The sequence below is a fragment of the Thermoactinomyces sp. CICC 10521 genome, assembly GCF_016055135.1.
GTDB classification, from domain to species: Bacteria; Bacillota; Bacilli; order Thermoactinomycetales; family Thermoactinomycetaceae; genus Thermoactinomyces_A; species Thermoactinomyces_A daqus.
Window position 1 is genome coordinate 113,554 of sequence record NZ_JAECVZ010000005.1, and the last position, 15,490, is coordinate 129,043.

Annotated in this window: 12 protein-coding genes; all 12 read right to left on the reverse strand. The window is 51.5% G+C overall.

Translation table 11 applies throughout. The features are described 5' to 3' along the window. Nucleotides 1–35: 35 nt before the first annotated feature. Nucleotides 36–1,313, reverse strand: a complete 1,278-nt coding sequence (murA, locus tag I8U17_RS05705; protein WP_198059148.1) for a UDP-N-acetylglucosamine 1-carboxyvinyltransferase — start codon at nucleotides 1,311–1,313, stop codon at nucleotides 36–38. Between the two features lie 13 nt (nucleotides 1,314–1,326). Then, nucleotides 1,327–2,235, reverse strand: a complete 909-nt coding sequence (gene murB, locus I8U17_RS05710) for a UDP-N-acetylmuramate dehydrogenase (protein WP_033100244.1) — start codon at nucleotides 2,233–2,235, stop codon at nucleotides 1,327–1,329. 111 nt (nucleotides 2,236–2,346) lie between these two features. Then, entirely contained in the window at nucleotides 2,347–3,459 is a 1,113-nt protein-coding gene (gene murG / locus I8U17_RS05715) for an undecaprenyldiphospho-muramoylpentapeptide beta-N-acetylglucosaminyltransferase (RefSeq protein WP_033100243.1), read from the reverse strand. A 24-nt stretch (nucleotides 3,460–3,483) separates the two neighbouring features. Next, complete coding sequence (gene spoVE / locus I8U17_RS05720) at nucleotides 3,484–4,584, reverse strand: stage V sporulation protein E (protein ID WP_198055652.1); 1,101 nt, start codon at nucleotides 4,582–4,584, stop codon at nucleotides 3,484–3,486. 37 nt (nucleotides 4,585–4,621) lie between these two features. Beyond that, the gene (gene murD / locus I8U17_RS05725) at nucleotides 4,622–5,983 is read right to left on the reverse strand and encodes a UDP-N-acetylmuramoyl-L-alanine--D-glutamate ligase (protein WP_370589217.1); all 1,362 of its coding nucleotides are present in this window, start codon (nucleotides 5,981–5,983) and stop codon (nucleotides 4,622–4,624) included. Nucleotides 5,984–5,988: 5 nt separating this feature from the next. After that, complete coding sequence (gene mraY / locus I8U17_RS05730) at nucleotides 5,989–7,014, reverse strand: phospho-N-acetylmuramoyl-pentapeptide-transferase (protein WP_033100240.1); 1,026 nt, start codon at nucleotides 7,012–7,014, stop codon at nucleotides 5,989–5,991. Nucleotides 7,015–7,024: 10 nt separating this feature from the next. Next, on the reverse strand, nucleotides 7,025–8,416 hold the full coding sequence (locus I8U17_RS05735; protein WP_033100239.1) for a UDP-N-acetylmuramoyl-tripeptide--D-alanyl-D-alanine ligase: 1,392 nt from the start codon (nucleotides 8,414–8,416) through the stop codon (nucleotides 7,025–7,027). Further along, complete coding sequence (locus tag I8U17_RS05740) at nucleotides 8,413–9,915, reverse strand: UDP-N-acetylmuramoyl-L-alanyl-D-glutamate--2,6-diaminopimelate ligase (protein ID WP_198059150.1); 1,503 nt, start codon at nucleotides 9,913–9,915, stop codon at nucleotides 8,413–8,415. Before I8U17_RS05740 ends, I8U17_RS05735 begins: the two co-directional genes overlap by 4 nt. A gap of 256 nt (nucleotides 9,916–10,171) precedes the next feature. After that, nucleotides 10,172–12,082: a stage V sporulation protein D gene (locus I8U17_RS05745; protein WP_033100237.1), complete on the reverse strand. Its 1,911-nt coding sequence runs from the start codon at nucleotides 12,080–12,082 to the stop codon at nucleotides 10,172–10,174. Between the two features lie 227 nt (nucleotides 12,083–12,309). Beyond that, nucleotides 12,310–14,073, reverse strand: a complete 1,764-nt coding sequence (locus tag I8U17_RS05750) for a peptidoglycan D,D-transpeptidase FtsI family protein (RefSeq protein WP_198059151.1) — start codon at nucleotides 14,071–14,073, stop codon at nucleotides 12,310–12,312. A gap of 60 nt (nucleotides 14,074–14,133) precedes the next feature. Next, nucleotides 14,134–14,499, reverse strand: a complete 366-nt coding sequence (gene ftsL, locus I8U17_RS05755) for a cell division protein FtsL (protein ID WP_052154060.1) — start codon at nucleotides 14,497–14,499, stop codon at nucleotides 14,134–14,136. A 32-nt stretch (nucleotides 14,500–14,531) separates the two neighbouring features. Further along, nucleotides 14,532–15,479 (reverse strand): 16S rRNA (cytosine(1402)-N(4))-methyltransferase RsmH, encoded by a 948-nt coding sequence (gene rsmH / locus I8U17_RS05760; RefSeq protein ID WP_181735410.1) that lies wholly within the window; start codon nucleotides 15,477–15,479, stop codon nucleotides 14,532–14,534. Between the last annotated feature and the right edge of the window lie 11 nt (nucleotides 15,480–15,490).

The following is a 15,490-nucleotide window of genomic DNA, read 5'->3' on the forward strand; positions in this document are numbered from 1 at the left end:
TAAAAGATTTTTTACACAAAAAACAGCGGCACAAATCATGTGCTACTGCATGATGAAAAGCCAGTTTTTCTTTCCATGATCCCGCCCAGTTTGTTGATGACGGTTTCGAAGCGTTCATAGCCCCTGTCAATATGTTCCGCTCCGGTGATATGCGTGGTCCCTTGCGCGACCAGTCCGGCAATGACCAGCGCCGCTCCGGCTCTCAGGTCGGTTGCGCTGACAGAGGTTCCGTTGAGACTTTTCCCGCCGCGAACCCAAACCGTGTTGTTGTCCAGCGTGACATCCGCTCCCATTTTTCTTAATTCATCCACATGTTTGAGCCGTGATTCAAAAATCGTTTCGGTCAGCATGCTGATCCCTTCCGCCTGGGTCAGCAGAACAAGCATTTGCGGCTGCATATCCGTGGGAAAACCGGGATAAGGTGCGGTTGCGATGGCAGGAATCGGTCTTAGCCTTTTCAGCCCTCTGACGCGAAGGGAGTTTTCCCCCTGTTCGATTTCGATCCCGAGGCGTTGCAAATGCAAAATGATGCTGGTCAAGTGGGAAGGAATGACATTTTCCAGGAGAACTTCCCCACCCGTTGCACCGGCGGCCGCGGCTAGAGTGCCAGCCACGATCCGGTCGGGGATGATCGTGTGGCTGACCGGCCTCAAAGAACGCACTCCGCGAATGCGTATTTCCGGGCTGCCCGCTCCCGTTATCTGCGCCCCCATCTTATTTAAGAAATCCTGCAAATCGCTGATTTCCGGTTCACGGGCAGCATTTTTCAGCACAGTGGTTCCCTCTCCCAAAACGGCGGCCATCATGATGTTTTCCGTTGCCCCGACGCTTGGAAAATCCAACACGATCTCATCGCCGATCAATTTCGAGGCATAACAGTGGATCACGCCCTCTTTTTCGGTCATTTGCACACCTAAACGCTTCAAACCGTTCAAGTGGATATCAATCGGCCGTTTGCCAATCGCGCAACCGCCGGGATGGGATATGCAGACTTGCTTCAATCTCGCCAAAAGAGGCCCCATTAGAAAAATCGAAGAACGAATTTTGCTCATCAAATGATCTGGAATCACATAGTTATTGATCAGGCGGGTATTTACACGGATGCTCGTTTGGTGGCGTATTACTTGCGCTCCCAACGCCTCGAGAATTTGGCACATCGCCTCAATATCCGAAAGGCGTGGTACATCGTGGATCTCAAATATGCCTTCCGCCAGCACGCACGCGGCCAAAATCGGCAATGCCGCGTTTTTGGCGCCCTGAACGCGGATCGATCCAGACAGAGGTTTACCACCTTCGATCACAAACCCTTCCAAAGTGTCACCTCCGTTACCCTTCACCCACCACCTGCACTTCCGGTTCCAAACGAACGTTAAATTTTTCCTGCACTGTATCCATGATATAGTTGATCAAATTTAAAACATCCTGGGCCGTCGCATTGCCGCGATTGATGATGAAATTTGCATGCTGTGTGGAAACTTCCGCTCCGCCGATCCTGTAACCTTTCAGGCCCGATTCCTGAATGAGCCTGCCGGCATAATCCCCCGGCGGATTGCGGAATACACTTCCGGCACATGGAAATTGCAGTGGTTGAGTTTGTCTTCGACGATCCTTATATTGAGCCAGTCGCGAAGCAATTTCTTCCTTGTCACCATATGCCAGCTCGAAAGTGGCTTCTGTCACAACACCCTTGATCCCGGTCTGCAAAATGGACGTGCGGTAACTGAACGCCATTTGCTCATTGGTCAGAGTCAACCATTCTCCATCTTCTTTTAACACTGTGGCCGACTGAAGAACACGGGAAATTTCGGACCCGTGCGCTCCCGCGTTCATATAGACGGCGCCGCCAACGTTCCCCGGGATCCCTCCGGCAAATTCCAACCCTTCCAGTCCCTGCTTGGCGGTCATGGAGGCCAGCAAGATGGTGGAATAGCCACCCCCGGCCGTCACTTTTGTTCCCTCGATCTGCAGGTAGTTAAATCCTTCATCGAGCTTGAAAACGGCGCCGCGAATCCCGCCGTCACGCACCAGCAGGTTGGAACCGCGTCCGATCGCGCGCCAGGGGATCTGATGCTCATATACAATTTTCATCGCCAGTTCCAGCTCTTCTTTGCTCCGCGGATAAATCAAAAGATCGGCTGGACCACCAACTTTCCAGGTGGTATGGCGGGACAATGGCTCATTGACTCGCACATCTTTTACTCCGCTGTTTTTCAGCTCCTCGACAATTTGTTTCATCAGTCTGTCCCTCCTATCCTAGCTGAATCATACAATCCACCCGAAACTGGTTTAACATAGTTTATGCCGCCGTGTTTTTTGTGTGACGGGAGCCCAATGCAGCCCCCGTCCTTATCGGTTAATGCCGGCAAATGCAATTTTTTCCAATTCATCCACCAACACCTCGGCTGCCTGCGGACGCCCCAGACGGCGAGCCGCTTCACTCATCTCATGATGCTCATCCGTATTTTCAACCAACCGCTTGATTTCGGTCCACAAATTTTCCCCCGTGCATTCGCTCTCGAGCAACATCTTGGAAGCCCCTTGCTCTTCCAGCCAGCGGGCGTTGGCTTCCTGATGGTTATTGGTTACATAAGGGGACGGAATCAGAATAGAAGGTAATCCGAGCGCTGTCAACTCGGCAATCGTCGACGCCCCGGCCCGTCCAACCACCAAATAGGTCGAAGCCAGCACATCGGGCATGTTATAAATAAAAGGCTTCACATCCAGATTTTCCATCTCGGGAATTTGCGCCCGGATCTGCTCGTAATGAACTTCACCGGTCACATATACAAAATGGGCTTGCGGCATCTCCTGCACATGCGGAACCATTTGCAGGACGGCCTCGTTGATCGCTTTGGCGCCCCGGCTCCCGCCGAAAATAAGGATAATCGGACGATGCGGGTCGGTGATTCCCAGCGATTTGCGGCCGGCAGCGGCATTGGCCTGCACCACTTCCGTCGCACGAGGATTGCCCGTAAACACAATCCTGTGAGCCCGTCCCAGATATTTTTGCGATTCTTCCAAGCTGATCGCCACGACATCGACAAAACGGGACAAAAATTTGGTCGTCAGCCCGAGCACCACGTTTTGTTCATGAATCAAGGTGGGAATTCCCAGCTGATGAGCCGCGTAAACTGCCGGTCCGCTCACATAACCGCCTGTTCCCACCACCACATCCGGTTTAAATTCTTCTATGTATTGTTTTGAATTCCGTACGGCCCGCAAGAATTTGCGAATCGTATTGACGTTTTCCCAAGAGATGCTCCGTTTAAACCCCTGGATTTCCACAGTATAAAAACGAATGTTCCCTTCTTTGGGAACAATGCGCGACTCTAATCCTTTTTCCGTACCGATATAGGCGATTTCCACCTCGGGATAGCGTTTTTTTACCGCTCTGGCAATGGCCAGTGCCGGATAAATATGACCTCCCGTACCACCGCCGGATAACAAAATGCGTTTCATCACTTTTCCCCCTTCAAGTTGATTTTATCGTTCAGTAAACCGGGAAAAATTGAGCAAGACCCCCACTGCCGCCAGCGTTAGTGTTAAAGATGATCCTCCGTAACTCAAGAACGGCAGAGTAATCCCTGTCACCGGGAACGCCCCGGAGACCACACCGATATTGATCACCGCCTGAATCATGACCATCGCCGTTATGCCGGCAGCCACCAGACTGGAGAACAGATCCGGCGAGCTGATGGCCACGCGGATTCCACGCCAAACGATCACCGCAAACAAGATCACAACGGTTGCGGCACCCAAAAAACCAAGCTCTTCCGCCAAAATGGAGAAGATGAAGTCTGTATGCGGTTCAGGAAGATATAAGTGTTTTTGTTTGCTCATCCCGAGGCCGAGCCCCATCAAGCCACCCGGGCCGATCGCGTAAAGGGACTGAATCAGGTGATATCCCGCTCCCAAAGGATCCTGCCAGGGATTGAGAAAGGCGACAATCCGCTGAATTCGATAGGGGGCAGCCAGAATCAGTCCGGCAAATCCGGCAACGCCGAGCATGATGAAAGCGAAGATGTGTTTCATTCGTGCCCCGGCTGCGAAAATCATCGTCAGCCCCGTTCCCATCAGAACCGTGCCGGTACCGAGATCCGGCTGCATCATGATTAAGCCAAAGGCTCCCCCCAGCAATAACAATCCCGGCAAAAAACCCTTCCAGAAATCGGAGATTTTATAGCCGGGATCGGCAAACATCTTTGCGAGAAAGATGATCATCGCCAGCTTCATAAACTCGGACGGCTGAATGCTGAAAGCTCCAATGCCCAGCCAGCTCCTCGCTCCGTTACGCAAAATCCCCACGCCGGGGATCAAGACGATGATCAGCAGAATAACACAGAGGATAAGGCCCGGTTTAGCCCACTCTTTAAACCGTCTGGGATCGATTTGTGAAATCCAAAACATCAGGAAAACGCCCAAAGCCGCAAATAAGAACTGCCGTTTGGCAAAGTAAAACGCATCTCCGTATTTGTGATAGGCAAAAGCGGCACTTGCGCTGTATACCATCAGCACTCCGATTGACAAAAGCAGCAAGATCGCAGCAACAATCACAAAGTCAGGAGTCAGGTTCCTTTTGTTCATGGGCGTTTTCACCTCTTACCGATTTGGGAAAAGCGATTTATATTTGAAGACTATGCACAGCTTGTTTAAATATGCTTCCCCGTTCTTCAAAAGAGGTGTATTGATCCCAGCTGGCACACGCCGGTGAGAGGAGAACGACGTCCCCTGCCGATGCCAGACGGTTTGCCAGGACAACTGCTTCATCCAGTGTGCTCACAGTATAAACTTCTTTAATATCTGCTTCTTTCCCTCGTTCTAATAAAATATCTTTGGTCTGCCCGTAAGCGACCATTGCTTTCACTTTTTCTTTCAACACAGGAACCAACTCTTTAAAATCGACGCCGCGGTCCAGACCGCCCCCGATCCAGACGACCGGTTCGGCAAAGGATTCCAACGCTTTCGCTGCCGCCTGTGCATTGGTCGCTTTTGAATCATTGTAAAAGCTGACACCATTTACCGTCGCGACATATTCCAGACGGTGCTCTACTCCCCGAAAAGTGCGGAGCACATCGGCAATTGCCGAAACCGGGCAACCGGCCGCCAGGCTGATCGCGGTTGCCGCCAGCGCATTTTCCAGATTAAACGTCCCTTTCAGAGCCACTTCGCTGACCGGCAATACGGGAAATTCCCGTTCATCCATTCTGGCCGTGATCATGCCGGACGATACAAATACGCCCCGCTCCACCTCCCGGGACCGGCTGAACCAATAAACACGGCCGGGACAATCGGCTGCAACCTGACGGCAGATTTCGTTCTCCAGATTAAAAATGGCCACATCCTCTTTCGTCTGGTTCAAGAACAATTTTTGTTTGGATGAAATATAATCCTCCAGCGTTTGATGATAATCCAGATGGGCCGGAAACACATTCAAAAGGGCTGCTATTTTCGGAGCGAAACGTTCGGTTCCTTTCAGCTGGAAACTGCTCAGTTCCGCGACGAGCCACTCATCCGGTTCAATGGTTTGCACCACATCCGACAACGCTTGTCCAATATTGCCGGCCACGGTATTTTTCACCCGGCCCTTCGTCAGCATTTGGCCGACCAGGGTGGTGGTCGTCGTTTTTCCGTTGGATCCGGTGATGCCGATGATCGGCCCTTTTGAGAGCAACCCGGCGATCTCTACTTCGGTAATGACGGGAATTCCTTTGCCGAGCGCCTGTTGCACCGGTTTGGCCCGATAGGGAATACCCGGATTTTTGACCACCAGATCGACTTCATCCGAAATCAGGTCATCGGGATGCCCGCCGCAAATCACTTGGATTCCGAGCGATTCCAACTCGTTTGCGGATTCGCATTCCGAACGCGGTTTCAACTCATTCACCAACACCTTTGCACCAAGGCGGTGAAGCAGCTTGGCGACCGCAGCGCCGCTTCTGGCAAGGCCGAGCACAATGACAAAACGGCCTGCCCAGTTTTGCACATCATTCATGATCTCATTAACACCTCGAGTACCACGCCGATTGCAGCGAGAATGAAGCTGATAAACCAAAAGGTGGTGACCACGCGCCACTCCGACCAGCCGCACAATTCAAAATGGTGATGGAGCGGACTCATGCGGAAAACGCGTTTTCCCCGCAATTTGAAGGAAGTGACCTGAATCATCACCGACAGGGCTTCAACCACAAACACACCGCCGATAATTGGCAGGAGCAGCTCCGTCTTGGTAATGACGGCCAGTGCGGCAATTCCTCCTCCCAAGGCAAGCGATCCGGTATCCCCCATAAATACTTTGGCCGGATGCGCGTTAAATACCAGAAATCCGAGCAAGGCGCCGACAACGGCAATGGAGAAAATAGCCACGGTCTGGTTGCTCTGCAACATTCCGATAATCGCATAGGCTCCGTAGGAACAAGCCGCTGAACCGGCGAGCAATCCATCCAGCCCGTCCGTTAGGTTTACGGCGTTGGAAGCGCCGATCATCATCAAAAGCAGAAGCGGCAAATAGAGCCAGTTGAGCTGAATCGTATAATCCGTTCCCGGAATGGTCACATCGAAAATATAGATATGCGCATGGTTGGTCCGTACCTGCAACAAAACCCAGAACAGCACCAAACCGATGAACAATTGGCCCAGAAGTTTCTGGTTGGCCGTCAAACCAAGGCTTCTTTTCATTACCACTTTAATATAGTCATCCAAAAAGCCAAGCACTCCATATCCCATGGTGGCGAATAACAGAAAAAATAAGTCAGCGTTCACAACAGGCTTATCACTGTTTAAAAGGGTAATACTGCTTAGCGGAATTGCCGTCAGAACAATGGAGGTAAGAATCAAAACACCGCCCATCGTCGGGGTTCCCGCTTTTTTCAAATGCGCTTGCGGACCTTCCTGTCGAATGCTTTGTCCAAACTTCAACCGTCTTAAAATCGGAATAATCATCGGCCCCAGTATAACTGCTACCCCAAACGCTACCGCGAGCGGGACCAAAATGATGCGAATATTGATATCCCCCATATTCCTTCCCCTACTCTCCTTCTGTTAATTTTTTTATGACACGGTCCAATTCTACCGCTCTCGACGCTTTGACCAAGAGCAGAATATCGCCGTTTCCTTCTCTATTTAAACGATCAGACGCTTCTTCAATCGTATCGAAATGATCTATCACTATCGGGCGGACCGGCACGGCGGATTTGGCTCCTTCCCCGATCCATTTCCCCCGCTCCCCAAGCGTGTACAGCCGGTCGATTCCTTTTTTCACCGCATAGACGCCGAGGTCGGTATGGTACATTTTCTCTTCCGGCCCGATTTCGCGCATATCCCCCAACAGAGCCCATTTCTTCAGCCCCGGCTCCAATTCGCTGAGGAGATCCAGCGCCGCTCGCATCGATGTCGGGCTGGCATTGTACGAATCATCGATGATTTTCATACCGTTGGCAGCCTGCTTCAGTTCCAGCCGCATCCCGGTCAGCTTCACAGCGGCGAGGCCCTCTTGGATCTCTGATTCGGCCATTCCGAGATAACGGCCCACCTCAACCGCCAGCAGGGAGTTTTTCACGTTATGCCGGCCCATCAGAGGCAGGTAATATTCGGTTTGATATTTCCTGGAGCGGAATCTCATTCCCCGTACGCCTTCGATTTGAACGTCCACCGGGGATTCGTCCGACTCTTCCCCCCAGCCGACGCGAATCTGCGGGTGGTGATCCTCTTTCAAGAACTGCCGCAGCAAAGGCTCATCCCCGTCAAAAATCAGGGGGCCATTCTCTTTAAGTCCTTCTTTTATTTCCAATTTTGCCTTGGCAATTCCTTCCCGGCTTCCGAGATGCTCCAGATGGGATTCGCCGATATTGGTAATCACCGCCACATCAGGGCGAGCGATCCGCGAGAGAACTTCGATTTCTCCGGCGTGATTCATCCCCATTTCAACAACCGCTGTTTCCGTTTGTTCCGGCATGGACAGCAGTGTGAGGGGGACTCCTATATGATTATTTAAGTTTCCTTTGGTTTTATGCACGTGATATTTAACGGACAAGACCGTTGCAATCAGATCTTTCGTCGTGGTTTTGCCGTTGCTCCCGGTTACGGCAACCACCTTGACCCCGCTCTCTTCACGATACCTCGCCGCCAGCTGCTGCATGGCCAGCAACGGTTCCGGGACGAGAATAAACGGAATTTCCCGGTTCTCCGGAACAGGCCGATCCTGACTCCACAGGGCAGCGGCAGCCCCTCGCTCAATCGCGTCGTCGATAAACCGGTGGCCGTCAAAACGCTCACCGCACAGCGGAACATAAAGCTGATTTGGCTCAAGCTGACGGGTATCTGTCGACACCCCGCGAATCATCCGATGTCGGTCGGCTGCATTGCCCGCCCATGTTCCACCGGTTACCTCGATAATCCAGTCACATGTACGTTCAATCATGCTTCTCCCCCACTTTGTCTTTCACGCGCTGTAATCGCTTCGCGCGCAACTTTCCGATCATCAAACTCGTGGCGGACTCCGTTAATCTCCTGATAGGTCTCATGTCCTTTTCCGGCAATCAGCACGATATCCCGTACTTCCGCCCGGTCAATGGCAAAGCGGATCGCCTGCCGACGGTCGGTGATCTTCACATAACGATCCTGAGCATCTGCAGGAACCCCTTTGATCATATCAGACAAAATCGCATCCGGGTCTTCTGAACGCGGATTATCCGATGTAAAAATAGCGAGATCGCTGTATTTTGCCGCGATGGCAGCCATGATCGGACGTTTGCCGCGATCCCGGTCCCCGCCGCAGCCAACAACGCAATAAACCTTGCCGGTGGCAAATTCGCGGATCGTGGTCAACGCATTTTCCAGGCTATCCGGCGTGTGGGCGTAATCGACGAGAACGGTATACGGTTGACCGAGTGAAACCGGTTCAAAGCGTCCGTTCACACCGGGAATATTGGTCAGACTTGATTGAATCACCTCCAGGGAAACGCCTTCGATCAGGGCTACACTGATCGCCGCCAGCGCATTGTAAACGTTGAATTTGCCGATCAGTTTCAAGCTGATCTCCGCTTCACCGCGGAATGATTTCAGGGTAAAAGTGGTGCCGTCCTGTGTAATGCGAATGTTTTCCGCCCTCACATCCGCAGGGTTTTCGATGCCGTAGGTCACAACCTGCGCAGGGGTGATTTTCTTAAAATAAGGTGTAGCTTCATCATCCGCATTCAACACCGCACAGGCATGATCTGCGGGTTCGGAAGCATAGTGATTGCCGAGCTGGCTGAAGAGCAACCCTTTTGCTTGGCGGTACTCCTCCATCGTCTTGTGATAATCCAGATGATCCTGGGTCAGGTTGGTAAAAACGCCGATATGAAAACGGCAGCCTCTTGTCCTCCCCTGATCGAGGGCATGGGAGGAAGCCTCGATGACTGAATACTCACAACCCTCGTCACGCATCATCCGAAATGTTTTCTGCAAATCGACGACCTCGGGCGTGGTATTTTTCGCCGCGAGAACCCGCTCGCCGATCTTCGTCTGAATGGTGCCGATCACCCCGGACTTATAGCCGGCGCCGGCCAGCAATTGCTCGATTAAATAGGTGGTAGTCGTTTTCCCGTTCGTCCCGGTAATGCCGATCAATTTCAATTCCTCGGTCGGATACCGGTAAAATTCTGCTGCCACGATCGCCATGGCGCGCCTCGAATCCGGAACCATGATGACCGGCACCGGCGCAGTGACCGGTTTTTCCACCATGAGCGCAGCAGCTCCATTGGCCACCGCCTGCTCGACAAACCGGTGTCCATCAACGTTAAACCCTTGCAGGGCAATAAAGAGATCTCCCGGTTTGACCTGGCGCGAATCGATCTGGATGCCGGTGATCTCGGTATCCGGGTCTCCACCCGCCACCGTATGTAATATTAGCGGTCGGATCAACTCTTTAAGCAGCATGTTGTTCCTCCTTTGAGAAATACAAAAGACAAGACAAAATGCCAGGGTTTAAACCTGGCATATGTTTATAACACATACCCTATTTTAATCCCCTTTGCTGGTTTTGTCACTTCCAATGACTACTACTGCGGTGAACAGCCAAAAACCGGATCTGCGCCAATAAACAAAAGGGCCATGCCCTATGCAAATTCTGGCGTTTGCATTTTGTTTGCAAATTGTTTGCAAAGAGATCACAAAGATTCCATCCTGTATTTGTCTAATTCCCTAAATAAATCTTGATGGTTGATCCTTTCTTTACACGAACGCCGGGCTTGGGCATCTGATTGATCACTTTTTCTCCCGTTCCCACTACCTGGAGCGGAAATGAAAATAAACTGTTGCGAATCCGGTCGATATCTTGTCCGATCAGATTTGGAACGGATACGATCGGGGTCGTGAGCGGAGTCTGTTCCAGCGGGATTTGCTTTGTCCGCTTCGGGATTTTCAAATAACGAAGCGAATCTTCCAAAATATTTCCCACGATCGGGGCTGCAACAACACCGCCGAACTGGATCCCCTTTGGATTGTCGACAGCAACATAGACGACGAGTTTGGGATCGTCCGCCGGGGCAAAACCGATGAAGGAGACGATGTGATTGTTTTGCAGATAATGTCCGTCAGGCCCCACTTTCTGTGCCGTACCGGTTTTCCCGCCGACACGGTAGCCATCGATATACGCTTTGTTCCCCGTCCCGCGCGCAACAACGCTTTCCAGGGCACTCCGGACAATCCGGGAAGTCTCTTCCGAAATCACCCTGCGCCTCATCTTCGGCTGAACCTTTTCAATTATTTTGCCGGTTTCAGGATCGATCCAAGCCTTCGCCAAGTGGGGAACCATCAATTTCCCTCCGTTGACCGCAGCGGATACGGCCGCCACCTGTTGAATCGGCGTCACCGAAACCCCTTGCCCAAAGGAGGTCGTGGCCAGCTCAACCGGGCCGACCCTGGATTCCTTAAATAAAATCCCCTTCGCTTCTCCGTTTAAATCAATCCCCGTTTTCTGTCCAAAACCGAATTTGCGGATATAAGCGAATAAATCCTTCTTGCCTACGCGCTGCCCAAGCGTCACAAAGCCGGGGTTACAGGAGTTCTCCACCACCTGCAAAAACGTTTCGTGCCCGTGTCCGCCCGCCTTCCAACATCTCAGGCGCGCTCCGCCGACCATGATATAACCCGGATCATTAAACCCTTCATTCAAGTTGACCTTATGCTCCTGAACAGCGGCAGCCAGGGTAATGATTTTAAAAGTGGAACCGGGTTCATACGTTTTCCAAATTGGCAGATTGCGGTTGTATACCAGCGGATCGGTTAACTGATATTGATCGGGCCGGTAGGTGGGGCGGCTGCTCATCCCCAAAATTTCTCCCGTATTGGGATCCATCGCGATCGCCAGGACACTTTCCGGCTGATACTTGGCCATCGCTTGATCCAGTTCCCTCTCGATAAAGGTTTGGATATGATAATCGAGCGTCAGTTCCAGATTCAGTCCATCTTTCGGCGGTGTATACCGGTCATGCCCGCCCGGCAGCTTATCTCCGCTCGCTGTCGCGCTAAATGAAACATACCCGGGGGTTCCTTTCAATTTATCATCATAAACCAGTTCCAACCCTGCCAATCCCTGATTGTCACCGCCTGTAAATCCCAGAACGTGGGCCGCCAGGCTTCCGTAGGGATAGTATCGCTTGCTGTCCTCTGTCACCGCGATTCCCGGCAAACGAAGCCCTTGAATTTCGCGCGCTTTTTCTTCTGATATTTTCCTGCCCCACGGCCGGATCCAATTAAACAGCGTGCGCTTTGTGATCTGCTGGTAGATTTTCTCTTCCGGCGCATCCAGGATTCGGGCCAATTTTTGCGCTGTTCCTGCCGGGTCCTTGATCTGGGCCGGTATCGCGATCACGGAAGGAGAACTGATATTATAAGCCAGCTTTTTTCCGTGCCGATCCAAAATGTCCCCCCGTTTTGCCTGAAATGGGATATCACGGCTCCACAAGTCTTTCGCTTTTTCAGCCAACCATACTCCTTCAAACAATTGAACATAGGCCAATCGCCCCAGGAGGACCATAAACACGAACAAAGCGATCAGAAACAATGAAAAGAGCCGCCTTTTCGACGTCATTCTGCCGGCCATTTTTCCCCTCTCCTTCTCAAAAGCTCCTTTATCAAAAACTATGAAGCTAGAATAGAAAAAATGACGCCGGCCCATAAACACATATGTTCTTTCAACGCAACCGCAGTAGGGATGCACTGCAAAGAGGCCATCAGCATCAAGGGGGCACCACGCACCGGCTGCAAAGCTGACGCAGGTGCATTCCCGACAAAAAAAGCCCGACCCCCTATGGGCCAGGCTGGAAACCTCTATTTGATTGACTCGGCGAAGCTCTGATCTGGCTGAACATGCCTGATTTGCAATGCCGCTTTCATAATGTTCCGCGCAACCGGTGCGGCCACGGTTCCTCCCGAACCGGAACCGGTCGGGGTTGTCGGTTGGTCAATCGCGACATAGACGACCAGATTTGGATGATCATAAGGAGCAAAACCGATGAATGAGACCATGTATTTCCCTTTGAGATAACCTTTTCCCTCAGGATCGGGAATCTGTGCCGTTCCCGTTTTCCCCGCTACCTGATAGCCGGGAATTTCAGCTTCAACCCCCGTTCCATGTGCCACAACATCACGCAAAAGATCTCTCACCTGTTTTGCCGTTTCCGGCTTGATAATGCGGTGTCCCTCAGGTTTGTACTCCTTCACTTTTTTCGACAATCCGCTGTCCCACTCTTCCTTAAGCACATGCGGTTTCATCAGGATCCCGCCGTTTGCGATCGCACTGACTGCTGCCACTTGTTGAATCGGCGTAACCGAAATCCCTTGTCCAAAAGCGGTTGTTGCCAACTCGGCCGGATACAAGTTTCGGCCGTAATAAACGCCGCGGGCTTCTGCCGGCAAATCAATGCCGGTGCGTTTTCCAAAAGAATCGGTAATATTGCCGAAACCAAAGCGCGCAATATAATCGACCAGCTTGTTGCCCAGCATCTGACCGAGACGCACAAAAGCTACATTGCTTGATTCTTCGATTCCCTGACGGTACGTGATTCTCCCCCAGCCGGTTTCGTTCCAATCCCGGATCACCTGATCCCCAACGCGGATTGATCCGGACTGGTACAAGGCATCCGGATGAAACACACCCTCTTCGATCGCTGCAGCCAATGTGACAATTTTAAACGTGGAACCCGGTTCAAATTGGCTTTCAATCGCCCGGTTCCTCCGGTTATCATCGTTGATCGTTTCCGCATACCGGTTAGGATCAAACGTCGGTCGGCTGGCCATCGCCAAAATTTCACCCGTTTTGGGGTCGGCCACAATCGCCGTTCCGCCTTTTGCCTGATAATTCCGAACTGCTTCATCCAGTTCCAGTTCAACCTGCTGCTGAATGCGGGAATCAATCGTCAACACCAGATCTTTTCCCGGTTCCGGCGGAGTATCTTTTGACGGCTTATCGGTGATCATCATTCCGTTACGGGCTTTTAAATACTTAATATAGCCCTCTTTGCCCCTGAGCAAGCGATCATAATATTGCTCCACCCCGCCCACCGCAACATCATCATAGTTTACATACCCCAATACGTGCGCCGCTTCGTTCCCGTTATATTGGCGCATCGTTGTCGGGAAAGCATAAATGCCCTCAAGCTGCCCTTGCTTGCGCAACGCCATGACCTTGTCGTAAACCGGCTCCGGGTATTTATAATGACCGTCCGCTTTCAACTCGACGGATTTTTTGGATGAAGTCAACAGTTTATACAGGGAACTTTCGCTGATCTTCAGAATCGGAGCCAAAACCAATGCTGTCTTGTGCGGATTTTTCACTTGTTTCGGATCTGCCAGAAAGATATAAGCGTCCACTTCCCAAGCCAATGGTTGCTCTCTCGTTCGGTCGTATATGGTGCCTCGTTTGGGTCTAAGCTTATCGTCATAAATCCATTTTTTTTCGGCGTCTGCCAACAGTTCATTATGATCGAAGGTCTGCAACCAAAACAATCTCCCGATGATCACGCTCAAACAAAGGATCCAAACGAGCCCGATGAGAAGAGAACGCTTTTTGCTCTCCTTGAACATCGAACCCATGATTCAGCCTCTCCCATCTTCGACTAGCGTCAGTTTGGTTTGTTCGCTGCCGTTATCCGGCTACGGCCGAATCGAAGGCAAATATTTTGGAGCGGTCAACTGGAGCCCTTTGCTTTCGGCAAACTGCTGAATGCGCTCCACACTTTTCAACTTCAGAATCTCTGACTCTAACTGAAGGTTTTCCTTCTGTGTCTGGGAAATCTCGAGTTCCGTATTGCGGATGGCCACATTTAGCTCTGTCGCCTTGGCATATCTCGACAGAACGGAGACCGCCAAAGCGACGCATATGATCACGCTGAACAAATAGAGCATTTTCTCCCCGACCGGGAGTGCTTTGCTCGGAGATGTTGCCCGTTTCTTTTTTGTTTCTGTGTAAGGCTTCTCGAGCGGACGGGCCGTTGCAGCTTGAAAACGATCCTCTCTCATTATATAAATCCTCCTTACACTGCCAGCTTCCTTTAACCCTCTTTTATTCTCTCTGCTATGCGCAATTTGGCCGATCGCGCTCTCGCATTTCTCTCTATTTCTTCGGCGGACGGCAAAATCGGCTTCTTTGTAATAATGCGCAAATCCGCTTTTTGATTGCATGTGCAAACCGGAAAATCAGGCGGGCATATACATCCTTGTGCATGTTTTTGGAAAAACTTCTTGCAAATCCGATCTTCCAATGAGTGAAAGGTGATCACGGCAATTCGCCCGTTCGGGCCGAGCACTCGGAGTGCAGCTGCCAGCGCATCTCCAAAGGCGTTGAGTTCATCGTTTACGGCTATGCGAATCGCTTGGAAAGTACGGCGGGCTGGATGGGGACCTGTTCTCCTTGCAGGTGCAGGAATCGCTTGTTTGATCACTTCTACCAGTTGATGAGTGGTTGAGATCGGCATTTTTTCTCTTGTGTTTACGATCTCTTTGGCAATTCGCCGAGAAAATTTTTCTTCTCCATATTCGAACAAAATCCGTGTCAGCTCTTCCTGGGACCATTCATTGACGATGGTGTAGGCGGTGAGCTCACTTGTTTCATCCATTCGCATATCGAGCGGTGCGTCGTGCTGGTAACTGAATCCGCGCTCGCCAATGTCCAATTGGGGCGAAGAAACGCCCAAATCAAACAAACATCCATCCACATGGTCGTATCCCAGCTCTTTTATCACTTGATCCAGGAAGCGGAAATTGCTTTTCACCAAATGAAGGCGGCATTGCGCATCCTGAAGCCGCTTCCGGGCGTGATCCAGTGCCATCTGGTCTTGATCAAGGCCGATCAGAACCCCATTCGGTTGAAGCCGCTCGGCGATCATCCTGCTGTGCCCGGCACCGCCCAGGGTACAATCCACATAGATGCCATCCGGTTTAACGCGAAGTCCATTTACTGCTTCTTCTTTAAGTACCGTTTCATGCAAAAACACATTCATACATCCTTCAT

What these genes read in the sequence shown, in the direction of transcription:
- murG (WP_033100243.1), bottom strand. Translation starts at nt 3,459, where the DNA reads ATGAAACGCATTTTGTTATCCGGCGGTGGTACGGGAGGTCATATTTAT.
- I8U17_RS05735 (WP_033100239.1), bottom strand. Translation starts at nt 8,416, where the DNA reads ATGATTGAACGTACATGTGACTGGATTATCGAGGTAACCGGTGGAACA.
- mraY (WP_033100240.1), bottom strand. Translation starts at nt 7,014, where the DNA reads ATGGGGGATATCAATATTCGCATCATTTTGGTCCCGCTCGCGGTAGCG.
- I8U17_RS05750 (WP_198059151.1), bottom strand. Translation starts at nt 14,073, where the DNA reads ATGGGTTCGATGTTCAAGGAGAGCAAAAAGCGTTCTCTTCTCATCGGG.
- I8U17_RS05745 (WP_033100237.1), bottom strand. Translation starts at nt 12,082, where the DNA reads ATGGCCGGCAGAATGACGTCGAAAAGGCGGCTCTTTTCATTGTTTCTG.
- rsmH (WP_181735410.1), bottom strand. Translation starts at nt 15,479, where the DNA reads ATGAATGTGTTTTTGCATGAAACGGTACTTAAAGAAGAAGCAGTAAAT.
- I8U17_RS05740 (WP_198059150.1), bottom strand. Translation starts at nt 9,915, where the DNA reads ATGCTGCTTAAAGAGTTGATCCGACCGCTAATATTACATACGGTGGCG.
- spoVE (WP_198055652.1), bottom strand. Translation starts at nt 4,584, where the DNA reads ATGAACAAAAGGAACCTGACTCCTGACTTTGTGATTGTTGCTGCGATC.
- ftsL (WP_052154060.1), bottom strand. Translation starts at nt 14,499, where the DNA reads ATGAGAGAGGATCGTTTTCAAGCTGCAACGGCCCGTCCGCTCGAGAAG.
- murB (WP_033100244.1), bottom strand. Translation starts at nt 2,235, where the DNA reads ATGAAACAAATTGTCGAGGAGCTGAAAAACAGCGGAGTAAAAGATGTG.